The sequence below is a fragment of the Kineococcus mangrovi genome (assembly GCF_041320705.1).
In the GTDB taxonomy this organism is placed as follows: Bacteria; Actinomycetota; Actinomycetes; order Actinomycetales; family Kineococcaceae; genus Kineococcus; species Kineococcus mangrovi.
In genome coordinates, this window is sequence record NZ_JBGGTQ010000001.1 from 363,087 (window position 1) to 379,215 (window position 16,129).

The window sequence follows — 16,129 nt, forward strand, 5'->3', positions numbered from 1 at the left end:
CCGACGGTGGACACACCCCCGCTGTCGTCCGTGGCATCGCGATGAGGTGAGGCACTGTTCTCACCCAGAGAACGTTCCCCAGAGGTAGCGTTCCTGTGAGGCGCCCGCGGTCTGGCGACCATCGGAGGAAGCAGTAGGAGCAGCGATGAGCGACGAGCTCGGACTGGTCACCGACGGCGGTGGCTTCGCAGTGATCGGCTCGGCGAGCGACGTGGAACGTTTCTTCCTGTCGTCGGGTCTCGACAAGCTCCCGTCGAAGAAGCTCGACCTCCACCGGGTCCGGGCAGCGGCCGACATCGTCGGCGGAGCGGCGGAGGCGGGTGAGAACGCCGCGACGAATGTCGGGCGGTGGGTGAAGCTGACCGAGGAGTCAGCCAGGATGCTGAAGACGTCGCCCCTGATGAAGGGCGCCACCGAGGGATCCTCGCGGGCCATCGCGATGGACGGCAAGGGCGGCACCAAGCACATCCTGCAGATCGTCACGAGACGTGGAGCGCCTCTGGCCAACCCCGCGGGGCTGGCCGCGGTCGGAGCAGTCATGTCGCAGTACGCGATGCAGGCGCAGATGGACGAGATCCACGACTACCTCGAGCTCCTGGACGAACGAGTTGCCGACATCCTCCGCAGGCAGACGGATGCCGTGCTGGCCGACATGATCGGCGTGGACCTGACGATCGAAGACGCGCTCATCATCCGCGAGGAAGTCGGTCACGTCTCGCAGATCACCTGGTCGAAGGTGCAAGCGACGTCACAGACCCTCGCCCGGACTCAGGCCTTCGCGTTGCGTGAGCTTGACGCTACCGCCGAGACCTTTCGAAGGAAAACTGACATCGGTGACATCGCGAAGGCGACGCTGGAGGCCGAACCGAAGGTCCGGGAGTGGCTCGCCGTTCTTGCGCGCACGTTCCAGCTCCAGGAGGGCGTGTCCGTCCTCGAGCTCGACCACGTCCTCGACGTGTCGCCGGCGGAGCTGGACAGGCACCGAGCTGGGCTGCTGACGGCGCGCGAGAACCGCCTCGAACGGATCGGGCGTAGCACAACTGCTCTGCTGAAGCAGATGGACGAGACCGTGCGCACCGCCAACGCCAGGGTGCTCACCAACCCGTTCGACTCCCCCAGGGCCGTCGCGTCCAGCAACCGGCTCGCCACCGACGTCCGCAGCATGCGTGCACGACTGGGCATCGAGGGGGACGCAGACTTCGGAGAGGCGAAGCGTTGGGGGCAGGCGGCGGGCGAGGTGCTGGAGAGGGTCCGCACCGAGACGGCAGGGGGGGCCGTCGCCGCCCGTCGGTTCGGCAGCCGGACCTACGACCGGGCGACGAGAGTCTTCCGGTCACCCGTACAGGACGGAGACCGCGGCCGACCGCGGCCCGGAGCAGCTGCGAAGCCGACCGAAACGGTCATCAAGGGCGCTACCACCAGCGCAGTGGACACCGTCGGCACCTTCCTGCGGCGTCGACGCGCAGCCGGGGGGCGGGTCGACGAACCCGCAGCGGAGCCGTCGGACCACATCGAACCCTGATCGAGTGCTGACGACTGGAGCCTTCGAGCCGTCGGCACTTCGATCGAGTGTCGTGCCTGCTCGGGCCGACCCCGGTGTCGTCCAGGTGCCGACCCGGTGTCCGTGGGCGAGTTGGTCGACCCCCGTCACCGGCGACCGGCCGCTCCCCGTGGGCGGTTCACCAGTCGTGCAGGGTGCCGTCCAGGCGCCGCGCGACGGGCAGGTACCGCGGTTCGTAGGGGAACCGGGCCGCGGCCCGCTCGTCGAACCCGACCCCGAGGCCGGGGGCCTCGCCGGGGTGCATGTACCCGTCGGCGAAGGAGTACGACGAGGTGAACACCTCCCCCGCCGGGTCGCGGTGGCCCATGTGCTCCTGGATCCCGAAGTTCGGGATCGCCAGGTCCAGGTGCAGGGCCGCCGCGTGCGCGACCGGGGACAGGTCCCCCGCGCCGTGGGCGCCCGAGCGCACCCCGTACAGCTCGGCGAGGGCGTAGAGCTTGCGCAGGTGCGAGATGCCGCCGGTGTGCGAGACGGACGTGCGGACGTAGTCGACGAGCCGTTCGGTGAGGAGGGTCTGCACGTCCCAGACGGAGTTCAGCACCTCGCCCACGGCGAGCGGGGTCGTGGTGTGGGCCCGGATCGTCCGGAACGCCGTCTGGTCCTCGGCCGGGGTGGCGTCCTCGATCCAGAACGGCCGGTACGGCTCGAGGGACTTGCCCAGCCGGGCGGCCTCGATGGGGGTCAGCCGGTGGTGCACGTCGTGCAGCAGGTGCACCCCGAAGCCGAACCGGTCGCGGACGGCCTCGAACACCCGCGGGGCGAAGTCGAGGTAGGACGTGGTCTCCCACGTCGTCTCCTCCGGCCGCGCCCCGCTGGCCGGTTCGTAGATCCGCCCGTCGTGCTTCGAGACGCCGTAGGTCCCCACCACCCCGGGGACCGCGGCCTGGATGCGCACCGCCCGGTACCCCTGCTCCAGGTGCGCCTCGACGCGGTCCAGCAGCTCGGGGACGTCCCGGCCGTCGGCGTGCCCGTAGACGAGCACGCCGTCGCGGGAGGCACCCCCGAGCAACTGGTACACCGGCAGACCGGCGACCTTGCCCTTGACGTCCCACAACGCGACGTCGACGGCCGCGACGGCCGTCATCGTGACCGGCCCCCGCCGCCAGTAGGCGCCCTTGTAGAGGTACTGCCAGGTGTCCTCGATGCGGGCGGGGTCGCGGCCGAGCAGCAGCGGGCAGACGTGGTCGCGCAGGTAGGACGCGACGGCCAGCTCCCGGCCGTTGAGCGTCGCGTCCCCCACGCCGACGACGCCGTCGCTCGTCTCGACGACGAGCGTCACGTAGTTGCGCCCGGGTGAGCTGACGACCACCCGGGCGTCGGTGATCCGCGCGCTCAGAGCATCCCCTGCGACGTGGTGAGCGCACGCTGCGCGGCGTCGGCCGGGGTCGAGCGGCCGAACAGCTGCTCGGTGCCGATCGTGGTGAACTCGGTGTTCCAGGCCGAGGCACCGGACGGGGTCACCTGCGGCGGGTCCACGACCTCGGAGGCGATGTCCTCGGAGAACTGCAGCGCGATCTTGGACTGCTCGTCCAGGACCGGTTCGATGTCCTGACGGACCTCCGGGATGGCCGGGATGCCCCGCTCGGTGGTGAGGATCTTGGTGGCCGTGGGGTTGGTCAGCATGAACTGGACGAACTTCGCGGCGTTCTCGCTCTGGGCGGTGCGGGAGGCGATCGACCAGTACATCGAGGCCTTGTTGACCATCCGGGGCGACTGCCCGGCCTGCTGGGCGGGCAGGCGCAGCAGCCCCAGCTGGGTGCCGCTGGCCGCCGCGTAGGCCGAGATCTGCGTGTGGAACTGCAGGTGGAAGGCGGACTTGTTCGTGGCGAACAGCGAGGCGTCCAGCGCGGAGGTGCTGTTCTCGCTCTGCACCGAGGCCTGGGGGCAGGCCCCGGAGGCGACCAGGGAGTTGGCGAAGTCGAAGTAGCTCTGGAAGTTCTCGACGCTGGCCGGTTCCTCGTCCTCGCGGGGGAAGACCTCCTGGCCGAACTGGCGGACCCACGCCCCGACCTCGGCGGCACCGAACCCGAACATGTCGAAGCCGACGACGCCCTGGCCGCCCAGGGCCGCCGAGACCTGCGCGGCGATGTCCCGGAACTGCTCCCAGGTCCACGTGGTGTCGTCGGGCATCGCGACCCCGGCCTGCTCCAGCAGGACGGGGTTGACGCCGACGGAGAGGTTGCCGACGCCGATGGGGGCCCCGACGAGCGTGCCGTCGACGTTGCCGGTGTCCAGGACCGTCGTGTTCATGGCCGACAGGTCCAGCCCGTCCGCCTCGCCCAGGTCCAGCAGCGCCCCGCGGGTGCCGTAGGCGGCGATGTACGCCTCGTCCATCTGGATGACGTCGGGCGAGTCGTTGGCCGCCGTGCTCGTGGCCAGCTTGTCCCAGTACGACGTCCACTCGGAGTTCTCCACGGCGACCGTGACGCCGGGGTTCGCCTCCTGGAACGCGGCCGCGGCCTGCTGGGTCAGTTGCAGGCGCGAGTCGTTGCCCCACGTCGACACCCGCAGGGTGCCGTCCCCGGAGGAGGAGCCGCCGGAGCTGCCGGGGGCGCAGGCGGTCAGGGCGGTGAGGGAGCCCGCGGCGGCCAGGGCCGTGACGGCCTGGCGGCGGGTGGGGGTGAGGGTGGTCTGGTGCACGTCGGTCATGTCAGCGAGGCCGTTCTCGTCGAGGGTGAGCGGTGCGGTGGGTCGTGCAGGACCGGTGGGACTACTTCCCGCCGGTGGTGGCGATCCCCTTGACCAGGAACCGCTGGCCGAAGAGGAACACGAGGAACAGCGGGACCAGCGTCACGATGGACATCGCGAACATGGCACCCCAGTTGCTGCCGCTCGTGGCGTCCAGGAACTGCTTGAGGGCGACCGGGACGGTGTAGGCGTTGGGGTCGGTCAGGTAGATGAGGGGGGTGAAGAAGTCCGACCAGGTCCAGATGAAGGTGAAGATCGCCGTGGTGGCCAGCGCCGGCCCCATGAGCGGGATCATGACCCGCAGGAAGATGCGGCCGTGCCCGCACCCGTCGATGCGTGCCGCCTCGTCCAGCTCGCGCGGGATCCCCCGGATGAACTGGACCATGAGGAAGATGAAGAACGAGTCCGTCGCCAGGAACTTGGGCAGGATCAGCGGGACGAACGTGTTCACCCACCCGAGGTTGTTGAACAGGATGTACTGCGGCACCAGGACGACGTGGATCGGCACCATCACCGTGATGAGCATGATCGCGAACCACAACGTCTTGAAGCGGAACCGGCAGCGCGCGAAGGCGTACGCCGCCAGCGAGCACGCGAAGAGGTTCCCGGCCACGGCCCCGACGACGACGATCGCCGAGTTCACGATGTAGTGGCCGAAGGGCTGGGCCAGGGCGGTCCAGCCTCCCGTGTAGTTCTGGATCACCAGGTCGTTGATCCACAGACCCGGTGTCCTGAAGATGACGTCGGTCGGGCGGAAGCTGGAGACCAGCAGCCACAGCAGCGGGTAGATCATGACCAGGCTGACCGCGATGAGGATGAGGTGCTTCACGGTCGAGCGGGTCAGCGACGTGCCGGGGCGACGTCGCGGACGAGCCGGCTGAGGCACCGCCGCGAGGGGGGCGGGGCTCTCCTGGAGATCAGTCATCGTAGAACACCCAGAACCTCGAGAGCAGGAAGTTGACGGCGGTCAGCACCCCGACGATGAGGACGAGCAGCCACGCCATCGCGGCCGCGTACCCCATCTGGAACTGACCGAAACCCTTCTGGTACAGGTACAGCGAGTAGAACATGGTGGAGTCCGCCGGTCCACCCGTCCCGCCCGAGACGACGAACGCCTGGGTGAAGGACTGGAAGGCGTTGATGAGCTGCAGGACCAGGTTGAAGAAGATGATCGGCGACAGCAGCGGCAGCGTGATCCGGCGGAACCGCGTCCACCGCGTCGCCCCGTCCACGGCCGCCGCCTCGTGGTACATGACGGGGATCTGCCGCAGCCCGGCGAGGAAGATGACCATCGGGGAACCGAAGGTCCACACGTGCAGCAGGATGATGGTCCACAGCGCGTAGCTGGGGTCCGAGACCCAGCCGGTCGTGGATTGGATGCCCACCCAGCCGAGCACCTGGTTCACCAGACCGTCGGTGCCGAACATCTGCCGCCACAGCAGCGCGATCGCGACCGACCCGCCGAGCATGGACGGCAGGTAGAACACCGACCGGTACAGGGGCAGCCCGCGCATCCCCCGGTCCAGGACGACCGCCACCGCCAGGGCGAACGCCAGCTGCAACGGGACGCCGACGACGACGTAGGTGAGCGTGACCTGCAGGGAGTGGTGCAACCGGCTGTCGCCGAGCATGTCCAGGTAGTTCTGGACGCCGATCCACTCCGGCGGCTGCAGGAGGCTGTACCGGGTGAAGGACAGGTACAGGCTGGCCAGCAGCGGCCCGATGGTGATGACGATCAGGCCGAGGAACCACGGAGCGAGGAACAGGTAGGCGGCCTTGTTGTCGCGGTTGTTCTCCCGGCGCAGGGCCGCCTTCTCCTCCGGCGTGCGCGGCCGTCCCCCGCCGGAGCGCAGGGCGGACAGTTCGGAGATGGCGCTCATCGCGGGTCCTCCCCGCGGCGCAGGGGGGCGGACGGTCGTGCGGGCCGTCGCTGGGACATGGGGCACACCTCTCCGGTCGTCGTCGAGTCCAGGGGTGGTACGGGAGTGCTGGGAGGGCTGGCGCGGGTCCCGGGTGCGGTGGGTCAGACCCGGGTCATGCGGTCGGAGACCTGCTCCGCGGACAGCCCGCCGTCGAGGCTGCGGTAGAAGGGCAGGTCGGGGGTCAGGTCGCCGCGGTCGACGACCCGCCCCTGGAGGGCGGAGGCGTACAGGGCCGTGACGAACTCCATCGTCGGTCGCGTACTGGCCAGCGTCGTGGGGTGGGGCCGGCCCGCGAGCAGGTCGCCGACGAGGTCGTGGATCTGCGCCGCGTGGTTGGACGGCACGTCCTCACCGGCCGAGGCCCGCCAGACGTCCTGCTCGGCCCCCTCGGGCGCCCCGGGGGCCCGGGCGAGGCCGGGGTCCGCGCCGTTGGACGCCGCGGTGCCCGCGTCCGGCAGCGGGAACCACGACCAGTCCGCGTCGGCGTACCCGTAGAGGTGCTCGACCTCCAGGGTCCCGCCGGTGGTGTCGATCCGGATGCGGCTGACCTCGCGCGGGGACAGCAGACTGGTCGTCACCGAGGCGACCGCCCCGCCGGCGAACGTCACCGAGGCCGTCGCGACGTCCTCGAACTCGACCGGGCGGGCCACCCGGGAGGCTCGCGCGTCGACGGTCGTCCACTCCCCCAGCAGGTGCAGGAGCAGGTCGATCTGGTGGATGCCGTGCCCGAGGGTCGGGCCGCCGCCCTCCCCGGCCCAGTTCCCGCGCCACTCCGGGTCGAAGTAGCTCTCGGGCCGGTACCAGAGCGTCTCGCAGACGGCGACCTGCGGCGCACCCAGCGCACCGTCGGCCAGGAGGCGGTGGGCGCGCTTGGCGCCGGAACCGTGGCGGTGCTGGAACACGACGAACACCGCGCCGGGGTTGGCCTCCTCGGCCCGGGCGATCCGGTCCATGTCGGCCAGGTTCACCGTCGGCGGTTTCTCCAGCAGCACCGAGACGCCCAGTTCGAGCAGGGCGATCGTGGTGTCGGTGTGCGTCCCGGGCGGGGTGCACACCGAGACGAGCTGGACGTCCTGCGCGGCCAGGTCGGCGAGGGAGTCGCAGGCGGTCGCGCCGACCTCGTCCGCGAAGGACTGCGCAGCAGCGGAGGACACGTCGTGGACGGCCACGAGCTCGACGCGCGGGTCGGCGGCGTAGGCGCGGCCGTGCGAGCGGGCGATGCCGCCGCAGCCGACGATCCCGACGCGGAGGTTCCCGTCCCCGCTCATCGCGCCGCCCCCGCCATCCGCGCGTCGCGCTGGGCGGTCAGCGCGAGCCGCATCACCTCGAACGTGTGGGCCTGCGGGCAGGCCGTCTCGGTGCGGTGGCGCACGTCGTGCACGAGCGCGGGGTAGTACGGCAGTTCCACGTCGGAGCAGTCGATCCGCTGGGTCGTCTCGCCGTCGACGAGGAACAGGTGGTCCCCGCCGTCGCGACCGGCGAGGTCGACGTACTTGCGCAGTTCGATGAACCCCTCGGTGCCCAGGATCGTCATGCGCCCGTCACCCCACGTGGGCAGGCCCTGGGGCGTGTACCAGTCGACGCGCACGTACCCGTGGGCGCGGTCGGAGGCCAGGGTCACCTCGCCGAAGTCCTGCATCCCCGGGGAGTCGGGGTGGGTGTAGTTCGCGACCGCGCTGGCCACGACCTCACCGGTGGTGGAGCCGGTGTAGAAGAGGAACTGGTCGACCTGGTGGCTGGCGATGTCGGTGAGGATCCCGCCCGTGCGCTGCCGGTCGTAGAACCACTCCGGCCGCCCCTGGCCACCGGCGAGGTGGGCGCGGTCGCCCTCGCGGTGCGGACCCAGGCCGATCGTCTGCACGACCCGGCCGATGCGACCGGCCTGGACGAGTTCACCGGCCTTCACCGCGGCGCGGACCTCGAACCGCTCGGAGAACGTGACCGACCAGAACCGCCCCGACTCCGCGACGGCCTTCTCGACCTCCTCGAGCTGGTCCAGGCTCACGCAGCCGGGTTTGTCGGCCACGACGTCCTTGCCGTTCCGCAGCGCCTGGACGGCGATCGGACCGCGGCGGTCGGGGACGGCGGCGGTGACGACGAGGTCGATCGTCGGGTCGGTCAGCAGTCGGTCGGGGTCGTCGGACCAGGGGACGTCGGGCCAGCGCTGGGCCACGGCCCGGGCCACCGAGGCGCCGGGCTCGTCGGAGGCGAACCCGACGAGTTCGCAGCCCTGCGCCAGCAGGCCGGCGATCTGACCGAAGGCGTGGGAGTGGTCCAGTCCGACGGCGGCGAACCGCACGGGTCGTCCGGGGTCTGGTGTGCTCACTGGGAATCCCTCTCCAGAGGCGGGGGGCGACCACAGAGTGATCGATAATCTTCATTGACTGCCGGTACTGTAGTTATCGATCACTCGGGGTGTCAACGAACTTCGGGAAGCGGTTTCCAAGGAGGTGAGCCGTGACGGGCGAGACGGTGCGGACGGCGGGGGCGGCGCAGGCCAAGCGGGCGACGATCTACGAGGTCGCCACCCTGGCGGGGGTGTCCCACCAGACGGTGTCCCGGTACCTGCGCGGCAACGGCGGGTTGCGGCCGGACACCTCCGAGCGCGTCGAGGCCGCCATCGAGCAGCTGAACTACCGGCCCAACCTGGTGGCGCGGTCGATGCGCACCCGCCGCACCGGGCGCATCGCCCTGCTGGTCCCCTCCACGACGGGCCTGCCGCTGCGGCTCATCGCCGCCGCGATGTCGGTGGCGCACGACGCCGGGTACGCCGTGGACCTCATCGGCCGGGAGGGGGCGCGGGGCGGGGCCGACCACTGGCAGGAGGTCGCCGACTCCGGTGAGTTCGAGGGGGTGCTGGCCCTGGGGTCCGCGCCGCACACCCCCCAGGCCACCGGCGCGACGGCCGTCGTGGCCGTGTCCAACTACGACGAGGACCTGCACACCCGCGGGGCCCTGGCCGACGGCGCGGCCTGCGGGCAGATCGTGCGGTTCCTGGCCGACCTCGGCCACCGGCACTTCCTGCACGTCAGCGGCCCGGCCGACTACGCCTCGGCGCGCAACCGGCAGCAGACGTTCCTCGACACCACCGCCGAGCTCGGCCTGTCGGGCACGGTCGTGGCGGGCAACTGGAAGGGGCAGTCCGGCCACGACGCCGTGATGGCGCTGCCGGCGGACACCCCGATCACGGCCGTCGTCGCGGGCAACGACCACACGGCCCTGGGTGCCATGCGCGCGGCCGTGGAACGGGGGTGGCGCATCCCCCGGGACCTCAGCGTCTTCGGCTGGGACAACCACGACTGCGGCCGCTACAGCACGCCCAGCCTGTCGACCGTGGTCAACGACGTCGAGCGGCAGGGCCGGGAGGCGGCCACCCGCCTCATCGCCCTCATCCGCGGCGAGGCGCCCCCACCGCCGGACCCGCGGTCCCTGCACACCTTCCTGCCACGCGAGTCCGTCGGTCCCCCGCCGGCCCGGCGGCGCCGGCTGCGGCCCCCGCACGCCTGAGCGGGCCGGGCCGCAGCCGGACGGGTCAGTGCGACAGCGCGAGGTAGGACAGCAGGTCGTGGCGGGTGACGACCCCCACGGGCTTGCCGTCCTCGACGACGACGGCGGCGTCGGCGCGGGAGAACAGCGCCCGGGCGTCCGCGACGGACTGCCCCGTCCCCAGGAGGGGCAGTGCCGGCCCCATGTGGGCGCTGACGGCGTCCGACATCGTCGCCTTCCCGGTGAACAGCGCGTCGAGCAGGACCCGCTCGTCGACGGCGCCGGCGATCTCCCCCGCCATGACGGGCGGCTCGGCCCCGACGACGGGCAGCTGCGAGACCCCGTACTCGCGCATGATCTCGATGACGTCGTGGACGGTCTCGGTCGGGTGCGTGTGGACCAGGGCGGGCAGCCCGGTGCCCTTCTGCCCCAGCACGTCGGCGACCGTGCCGCCCTCGTCGGCGTCGAGGAAGCCGTAGGACGCCATCCAGTCGTCGTTGAAGATCTTGCCGAGGTACCCGCGGCCGGAGTCCGGCAGCAGCACGACGACGACGTCGTCCGGGCCGAGGTCCTGCGCCGCCCGCAGCGCCGCGACGACGGCCATGCCGCAGGACCCGCCGACGAGCAGCCCCTCCTCGCGGGCCAGGCGCCGCGTCATCTGGAAGGAGTCCGCGTCGGAGACGGCGATGATCTCGTCGGGGACGGACGGGTCGTACGCCGTGGGCCAGAAGTCCTCCCCCACCCCCTCGACGAGGTACGGGCGACCCGTGCCGCCGGAGTAGACCGACCCCTCCGGGTCGGCGCCGACGACGCGGACGGGCCCCTGCTCCTTGAGGTAGCGACCCGTGCCCGTGATCGTCCCGCCGGTGCCCACGCCGGTGACGAAGTGCGTGACCTTCCCCCCGGTGTCGGCCCAGATCTCCGGCCCGGTCGTCTCGTAGTGGCTGCGGGGGCCGTGGACGTTGGAGTACTGGTCGGGCTTCCAGGCACCCTCGATCTCGCGCACGAGGCGGTCGGAGACCGAGTAGTAGGACTGCGGGTCCTCCGGCGGCACCGCCGTCGGGCAGACGACGACCTCGGCGCCGTAGGCCTTGAGGACGTTGCGCTTGTCGAGGCTGACCTTGTCCGGGCAGACGAACACGCACTTGTACCCGCGCTGCTGGGCGACGAGGGCGAGGCCGACACCGGTGTTGCCGCTGGTCGGTTCGACGATCGTCCCGCCGGGCTTGAGCGACCCCTCGGCCTCGGCGGCCTCGATCATGCGGGTGGCGATGCGGTCCTTCACGGACCCGCCCGGGTTGAGGTACTCGACCTTGGCCAGGACGGTGCAGGCCAGGCCCTCGGTCACCTTGTTGAGCTTGACCAGCGGGGTTCCGCCCACGAGGTCGACGACGGTCTCGGCGTAGCGCATGGGGCCATCATCCCGCACCGGCCGGGTGTGGCCGACGGGCTACCGCCAGAGGGCGGGCACGTCGATCTCGCCGAGCTGGTCCCAGCCCGGGCGTCGTCGCGCAGGTTGCGCACCCAGTCCTTCGACGCGTTCGCGGGGGAGGTGACCTCCACGACGAGAGCGGGGGCCACCTCGGTCCAGTTCACCCGCGGGTCGGCCGGCGGGCGGTCGAGGACCACCACGTCCGGCTGGTACTCACGCTGCGTGCCCGGCGGAGGCCAGGCCCACTCCGTCACGGCGACGAGGCCTGCCCCCTCGAGCACGGCCCGGAGGTTGTCGGCGGCGTTCTGGTGCTCGAAGGTGCCCTGCGGGGGTCACGAGCAGGTGGCCGTCGACGTACTCGCCGTGGACGTCGTCGTCGAGCGCGCAGAAGTCCTCCCAGCTCACGGGGACCGCCCGGGGGGACTCGCTCACCTCAGCGGACACGCTGTGACAGTAGTCGCGACCCCACTGCCAGGACAGGGGAAGCCACCCGGGCGGTGGGCCTCACAGCGCCCGACGCACCCTCGTCAGCACCTCGTGGGCGGCGGCGAGCGCGGCGTCGTCGCCGTGCCGCAGGACGTCGGTCCCCAGGACGGCGAGCTGGTCGCCGAGGCCGTGGGTCGCGAGCACGGGCAGCGTGCGACGCGGCTGCCCCTCGGCGTCGGCGGCGAGGTCGGCGAGGTCCTGGGCGGCCGCACGGACGACGTCGGCGGCCGACGACTCCTCCCCCGGCCGCACGCGGTCCAGGCGGGTCAGGGGCAGTCCGCGGATGCGGTCGGTCTGCAGGGCCAGCAGACGCGAGAACTCGGTGCGCCGAGGGTCCGGCGCACCGAGCTCGTCGGTGGTGCTCACGCGGCTGGACGTCAGTCGTTGCCCCGCAGGATGGCGATGAGGCGCAGGATCTCCAGGTACAGCCAGACCAGCGTCACCATGAGGCCGAAGCCGGCGCGCCAGGACTCCTTGACCGGCAGGCCGTTCTTGATGCCCTGCTCGATGTAGTCGAAGTCCAGGACGAGGAACAGCGAGGCCAGCACGACGCCGAAGGCGCTCACGAGGATCGCCAGCGGTCCGCCGCCGGAGTAGATGCTCGCACCGGTGAAGGCCCACAGGCCGAGGTTGACCAGACCGAACACGAGGTACCCGGCACCGGCGATGAGCAGGATCTTCGTGAAGCGGGGGCTGTTGCGGATGATCCCCGTCTTGTAGGCCAGCAGCATCCCGGCGAACGCGGCGAGGGTGCCGAGGACGGCCTGCCCGACGATCCCGTCGTAGAGGGAGGCGTAGAACGTCGAGATGGCGCCGACGAAGACGCCTTCGAGGGCCGCGTAGGCGAACATCACGCCCGGGCGGACCTTCTTGGACACCTGCGCCCAGATGCCCAGGACCATCGCGACGAGAGCCGGGACGATGACGAGCTCGAAGCCCATGCCGCTGCGGACACCGAGGTACCCGGCGCCGGCGCCCACGAGCAGGACGGCGAAGAGCCCCGCCGTGCGCAGCACGACGTCGTCGAGGGTCATGCGGCGCGACTGCGCCGCGGTGGCGGACGGCTTCTGGTACCAGTCCTCCAGCGTGCGGGCCGAGGCGTCGGACGTGTCGGCGGGACGACGCTGCGCTGAGCCGGGCGCGTCGAACGTGGCGTAGCCGTTGCGCTTCCACTCGTTGCTGCGCGCGAAGACCGGGTTCTTGCTCTCCATGGCTCCCCTCCGGAGCGGGTGCTGTTGAGGCCTCCAACGCCCTGGCCCGGGGAACGGTTCCACGGCGGGGTCACGAGATCGTCACGATGGGGTACCCGGGACGGGGATCGAACCCGCACGCCGCGAACGGCCCGGGGGTTTAAGCCCCGTGCGCCTACCAGTTACGCCACCCGGGCTCGCGCCCACCACCGCGCGGACATCCTGCCAGCCGCGCAGCAGGCTCGGCGCCGGGCGGCCCGCTCGGACGCGGCGGCCGGGTCCGGCGCTACGCGCCGACCGCCGCGGCCCGGGCGAGCACCGCGTCGAGCATGGCCTCGGTGAGCCGGCCGGTGGAGGTGTTCTGCTGGCTGACGTGGTAGCTGCCGAGCAGCAGCACCGGCCCGTGCGGGCCCGCCAGCTCGGCCTCGGCGCCGTGGCCGAAGCGCGGCTGCGGGCGCGGGACCTCCCACCCGGCCCGGCGGACCGCCGCCAGCGCGCTGGCCCAGGCGAACCCCCCGAGGGCCAGGACGACCCGCAGGTCGGTGCCCACGAGGGCGAGCTCGGCGTCCAGCCAGCCCGCGCACGTGTCGCGCTCGACGGTCGTCGGCGCGTTGTCCGGCGGGGCGCAGCGGACGGGGGCGACGATCCGGGTGCGCCGCAGCCGCAGACCGTCGGCCGCGTGCACCGACGTCGGCTGGTTCGCCAGACCCGCCCGGAACAGGGCCCGGACGATCCAGTCCCCGGACCGGTCACCGGTGAAGACGCGACCCGTGCGGTTCCCCCCGTGCGCCGCCGGGGCCAGGCCCCACACGAGGACGCGCGGGTCCTGGACCCCCAGGCTCGGGACGGGACGGCCCCAGTACGGCTCGGACCGGAACGCGCGGCGCTTCTCCTGGGCCACGTCCTCGCGCCACGCGACGAGCCGGGGACAGGCCCGGCAGACGCAGGCGCGGGCGGACAACCCGGCCAGGTCCGTGCCCGCGAGGTCGCGGACCTCCTGGGCCGAGCGGGCCACCGGGGTCGCGGCGGACGACGGGTCCCCCGGCCACCCGGTGCCCGGCGGGACGGGTGAGTCGAAGTGCTCCCCCGTCCCGGGGTGCTCGGCGGGCGAGGTCACCGGGTGCTCACCGCGCGACGGCGTCCGCGAGGTTGTCCAGGAGCTCGCCGTAGATGCGGTCCAGCCCGCGGGGGGCGAAGGTGCGCTCGAAGAAGCCGCCGACGCCCGACGCCCCGTCCCACTCGCTCGTCACGACGACCTCGGAGGCGTCGGGTCCGTCGTCCTCGACGCGCCACGTCGTGACCAGCGAGGAGTTCGCGTCGCTCTCGACCAGGGCGTGCCGGTCGGTCGCGGTGACGACGGCGAGCACGTCGCGCACCCGCTTCTTCGTGGCGTGCAGCTTCCACCGGACCTCCGTGCCCGGCCCCTGGCCACCCTCGAGCACCTCGTAGTCGGTGAACTGCTCGGGCAGCAGGTGCGGCCGCGTCCCGCGGTAGTCGGCCAGAGCGGCGAGGACGCGGTCAGCGGGCGCGTCGATGCGTCGAGTGGTCGTGGCGGTCACGGTGCTCATGCTTCCCACCCTGCCAGAACCGCGGTCGGCTGCCGGGCGTGGTGACGAGCGGCACGCTGCGCGCCTGGGCGCTGGAACTCCCCGGGACCCACGAGGAGGAGACGTGGGGCGCGGCGACGTTCCGGGTGGGGCCGACGATCTTCGCGATCCTGCGGGAAGGGGGCGGTGCCGACGGCGGGACCGCCCCGGTGGAGGCGTCGGAGGCCGACCGGGCCGAGCTCGTCGCCGGTGGTCCCCAGACCTGCGGGATCGCCTCGCACGTCGGCCGGTCCGGGTGGGTGGAGGTGCGGCCGGCCCGCGCCGACCCCGGGGCTCCGGGCGGGCCGTCAGGCGGTGCGGGCGAGGGCGACGGCGATGCCGTCGAGGATGTCGTGCTCGCTCGTGAGGACCTCGGTGACGCCGGCCCGCTCGGCGACGTGCTCCAGCACGCTCGCCCAGACGAGGGCGCCGGCGCCGATGACGTCGACGCGGCCGGGGTGGACGAAGGGCATCGCGGCGCGCTCGGCGCGCGTCGCGCGCAGGATCCGGTCGCAGGCCGCGAGCACCTGCTCCAGCGGCAGCCGCACGCCGTGCAGGCAGCCGGGCGCGTACTCCGCGAGGTCCACGGCGGCGGCGGTGATCGTCGTGACCGAACCGGCGACCCCGACGAGCGTGCGGGCCCGCTCCACCGGCACGTCGCTGCCCGCGAGGACGGACCGCACGTCGGCGCGGGCCGCGGCGACCTCGTCGGGGGTCGGCGGGTCACCGTGGAGGTGGCGCTCGGTCATGCGGACCGAGCCCATGTCCAGGGAGCGGGCGGCACGCACGACGTCGTCGCCGAGGACGAGCTCGGTGGACCCCCCGCCGAGGTCGACCACGAGGTACGGGGACCCGTCGTCGGCCAGGTCGGCGGTGGCGCCGGCGAAGCTCAACGCCGCCTCCTCCTGCCCCGTGACGACGTGCGGGTCGACGCCGAGCCGGGCGCGGACACCCGCGGCGAACTCGTCGCGGTTGGCCACGTCGCGGGAGGCCGACGTGGCGACGAACCGGACGGCGCCCGGGGCGTGCCGGGCGAGGAGGGCGGCGGCGCGGTCGAGCGCGGCGAAGGTGCGGGTGAGGGCCTCGGGGGCGAAGGCGCCCGTGCGGTCGACGCCCTGGCCGAGCCGGACGACCTCCATCGTCCGCTCCAGCTCGTGCGCCGCTCCCGTGGCGGGGTCGACGTCGGCGACGAGCAGCCGCAGCGAGTTCGTGCCGCAGTCGATCGCCGCGACCCGGCGGGTGCTCACGCGTCGGCCGCGGTGTGCGGGCAGGTGGCGGGCCAGCCGCCGTCGGCGGCGAGGCGTTCCAGCGTCTCGTCGCCGATCGGGTTGACGCCCGCACCGGCCGCGAGGGCGTGGCCGACGAGGGCGTGCAGGCACTTCACGCGGGTGGGCATGCCGCCGCAGGAGATGCCGGCGATCTCGGGGACGTCGGCGTCACCCAGCGCCGCGCGGCGGCGCAGCAGGTCCTCGTGGGCGTGCCGGTGGGCGGCCGCCAGGTCGGGGTCGGCCGCGATGCGGTCGGTCATCTCGCGCATGAGACCGGAGGCCTCGAGGGTGCTGATCGCGCCGGCGGCGATCGGGTCGACGAGGTAGTACGTCGTGGGGAACGGGGTGCCGTCGGGCAGCCGGGGCGCGGTCTCGACGACGTCGGGCCGGCCGCAGGAGCAGCGGTGGGCGATGGCCACCACACCGCGCGGGACCCGGCCCAGCCGGCCGGCGATGCTGTCCAGGTCGGCCTGGGTGGCGGGGGTCGAGCTCACGGCCTGCCTTCTCGGG

15 protein-coding genes, 1 tRNA gene and 2 pseudogenes are annotated in these 16,129 nt (G+C 72.5%); 3 read left to right on the forward strand and 15 right to left on the reverse strand.

The window, feature by feature from the left end:
- Positions 1–145: 145 nt before the first annotated feature.
- Complete coding sequence (locus AB2L28_RS01685) at positions 146–1,522, forward strand: hypothetical protein (RefSeq protein ID WP_370716981.1); 1,377 nt, start codon at positions 146–148, stop codon at positions 1,520–1,522.
- Positions 1,523–1,679: 157 nt separating this feature from the next.
- Here the strand turns inward: AB2L28_RS01685 and manD are convergent, their stop codons facing one another.
- From manD to AB2L28_RS01715, 6 genes are all read right to left on the reverse strand, one after another.
- The gene (manD, locus tag AB2L28_RS01690) at positions 1,680–2,897 is read right to left on the reverse strand and encodes a D-mannonate dehydratase ManD (RefSeq protein WP_370717263.1); all 1,218 of its coding nucleotides are present in this window, start codon (positions 2,895–2,897) and stop codon (positions 1,680–1,682) included.
- Complete coding sequence (locus AB2L28_RS01695; RefSeq protein ID WP_370716982.1) at positions 2,894–4,210, reverse strand: ABC transporter substrate-binding protein; 1,317 nt, start codon at positions 4,208–4,210, stop codon at positions 2,894–2,896. Before AB2L28_RS01695 ends, manD begins: the two co-directional genes overlap by 4 nt.
- A gap of 61 nt (positions 4,211–4,271) precedes the next feature.
- Entirely contained in the window at positions 4,272–5,174 is a 903-nt protein-coding gene (locus tag AB2L28_RS01700; protein ID WP_370716983.1) for a carbohydrate ABC transporter permease, read from the reverse strand.
- Positions 5,167–6,129 carry a carbohydrate ABC transporter permease gene (locus AB2L28_RS01705; protein WP_370716984.1) on the reverse strand — a complete coding sequence of 321 codons (963 nt, stop codon included), beginning with the start codon at positions 6,127–6,129 and terminating at the stop codon, positions 5,167–5,169. The genes AB2L28_RS01700 and AB2L28_RS01705 overlap by 8 nt, the downstream gene beginning before the upstream one ends.
- Positions 6,130–6,272: 143 nt before the next feature.
- A complete protein-coding gene (locus AB2L28_RS01710) occupies positions 6,273–7,439 on the reverse strand; it encodes a Gfo/Idh/MocA family protein (protein ID WP_370716985.1) in 1,167 nt (388 codons plus the stop codon).
- Positions 7,436–8,497, reverse strand: a complete 1,062-nt coding sequence (locus AB2L28_RS01715) for a Gfo/Idh/MocA family protein (RefSeq protein ID WP_370716986.1) — start codon at positions 8,495–8,497, stop codon at positions 7,436–7,438. Before AB2L28_RS01715 ends, AB2L28_RS01710 begins: the two co-directional genes overlap by 4 nt.
- Before the next feature lie 131 nt (positions 8,498–8,628).
- On the opposite strand from AB2L28_RS01715, the gene AB2L28_RS01720 reads away from it, so the two are divergent.
- Entirely contained in the window at positions 8,629–9,678 is a 1,050-nt protein-coding gene (locus tag AB2L28_RS01720; RefSeq protein WP_370716987.1) for a LacI family DNA-binding transcriptional regulator, read from the forward strand.
- Positions 9,679–9,703: 25 nt separating this feature from the next.
- Here the strand turns inward: AB2L28_RS01720 and AB2L28_RS01725 are convergent, their stop codons facing one another.
- From AB2L28_RS01725 to AB2L28_RS01755, 7 genes and pseudogenes are all read right to left on the reverse strand, one after another.
- On the reverse strand, positions 9,704–11,068 hold the full coding sequence (locus tag AB2L28_RS01725; RefSeq protein WP_370716988.1) for a cystathionine beta-synthase: 1,365 nt from the start codon (positions 11,066–11,068) through the stop codon (positions 9,704–9,706).
- A pseudogene (locus tag AB2L28_RS01730) lies at positions 11,002–11,409 on the reverse strand (Uma2 family endonuclease); the annotation flags it as partial. The gene AB2L28_RS01725 and the pseudogene AB2L28_RS01730, both read right to left, overlap by 67 nt.
- A gap of 184 nt (positions 11,410–11,593) precedes the next feature.
- The gene (locus AB2L28_RS01735) at positions 11,594–11,941 is read right to left on the reverse strand and encodes a hypothetical protein (protein WP_370716989.1); all 348 of its coding nucleotides are present in this window, start codon (positions 11,939–11,941) and stop codon (positions 11,594–11,596) included.
- 11 nt (positions 11,942–11,952) lie between these two features.
- Positions 11,953–12,786 (reverse strand): Bax inhibitor-1/YccA family protein, encoded by an 834-nt coding sequence (locus AB2L28_RS01740; RefSeq protein ID WP_370716990.1) that lies wholly within the window; start codon positions 12,784–12,786, stop codon positions 11,953–11,955.
- Positions 12,787–12,878: 92 nt separating this feature from the next.
- Positions 12,879–12,962: transfer RNA gene (locus AB2L28_RS01745), tRNA-Leu, on the reverse strand.
- Positions 12,963–13,051: 89 nt separating this feature from the next.
- Positions 13,052–13,882 carry a uracil-DNA glycosylase gene (locus AB2L28_RS01750; RefSeq protein ID WP_370716991.1) on the reverse strand — a complete coding sequence of 277 codons (831 nt, stop codon included), beginning with the start codon at positions 13,880–13,882 and terminating at the stop codon, positions 13,052–13,054.
- 7 nt (positions 13,883–13,889) lie between these two features.
- Positions 13,890–14,333 (reverse strand): SRPBCC family protein, encoded by a 444-nt coding sequence (locus tag AB2L28_RS01755; RefSeq protein WP_370716992.1) that lies wholly within the window; start codon positions 14,331–14,333, stop codon positions 13,890–13,892.
- 41 nt (positions 14,334–14,374) lie between these two features.
- On the opposite strand from AB2L28_RS01755, the pseudogene AB2L28_RS20760 reads away from it, so the two are divergent.
- Positions 14,375–14,611 (forward strand): annotated as a pseudogene (locus AB2L28_RS20760) (MmcQ/YjbR family DNA-binding protein); the annotation flags it as partial.
- Positions 14,612–14,659: 48 nt separating this feature from the next.
- Here AB2L28_RS20760 and AB2L28_RS01760 read toward each other — a convergent pair.
- Together AB2L28_RS01760 and AB2L28_RS01765 are read right to left on the reverse strand one after the other, a co-directional pair.
- Entirely contained in the window at positions 14,660–15,598 is a 939-nt protein-coding gene (locus tag AB2L28_RS01760; RefSeq protein ID WP_370716993.1) for a Ppx/GppA phosphatase family protein, read from the reverse strand.
- Positions 15,595–16,113, reverse strand: a complete 519-nt coding sequence (locus AB2L28_RS01765; protein WP_370716994.1) for a DUF501 domain-containing protein — start codon at positions 16,111–16,113, stop codon at positions 15,595–15,597. The genes AB2L28_RS01760 and AB2L28_RS01765 overlap by 4 nt, the downstream gene beginning before the upstream one ends.
- Positions 16,114–16,129: the final 16 nt, after the last annotated feature.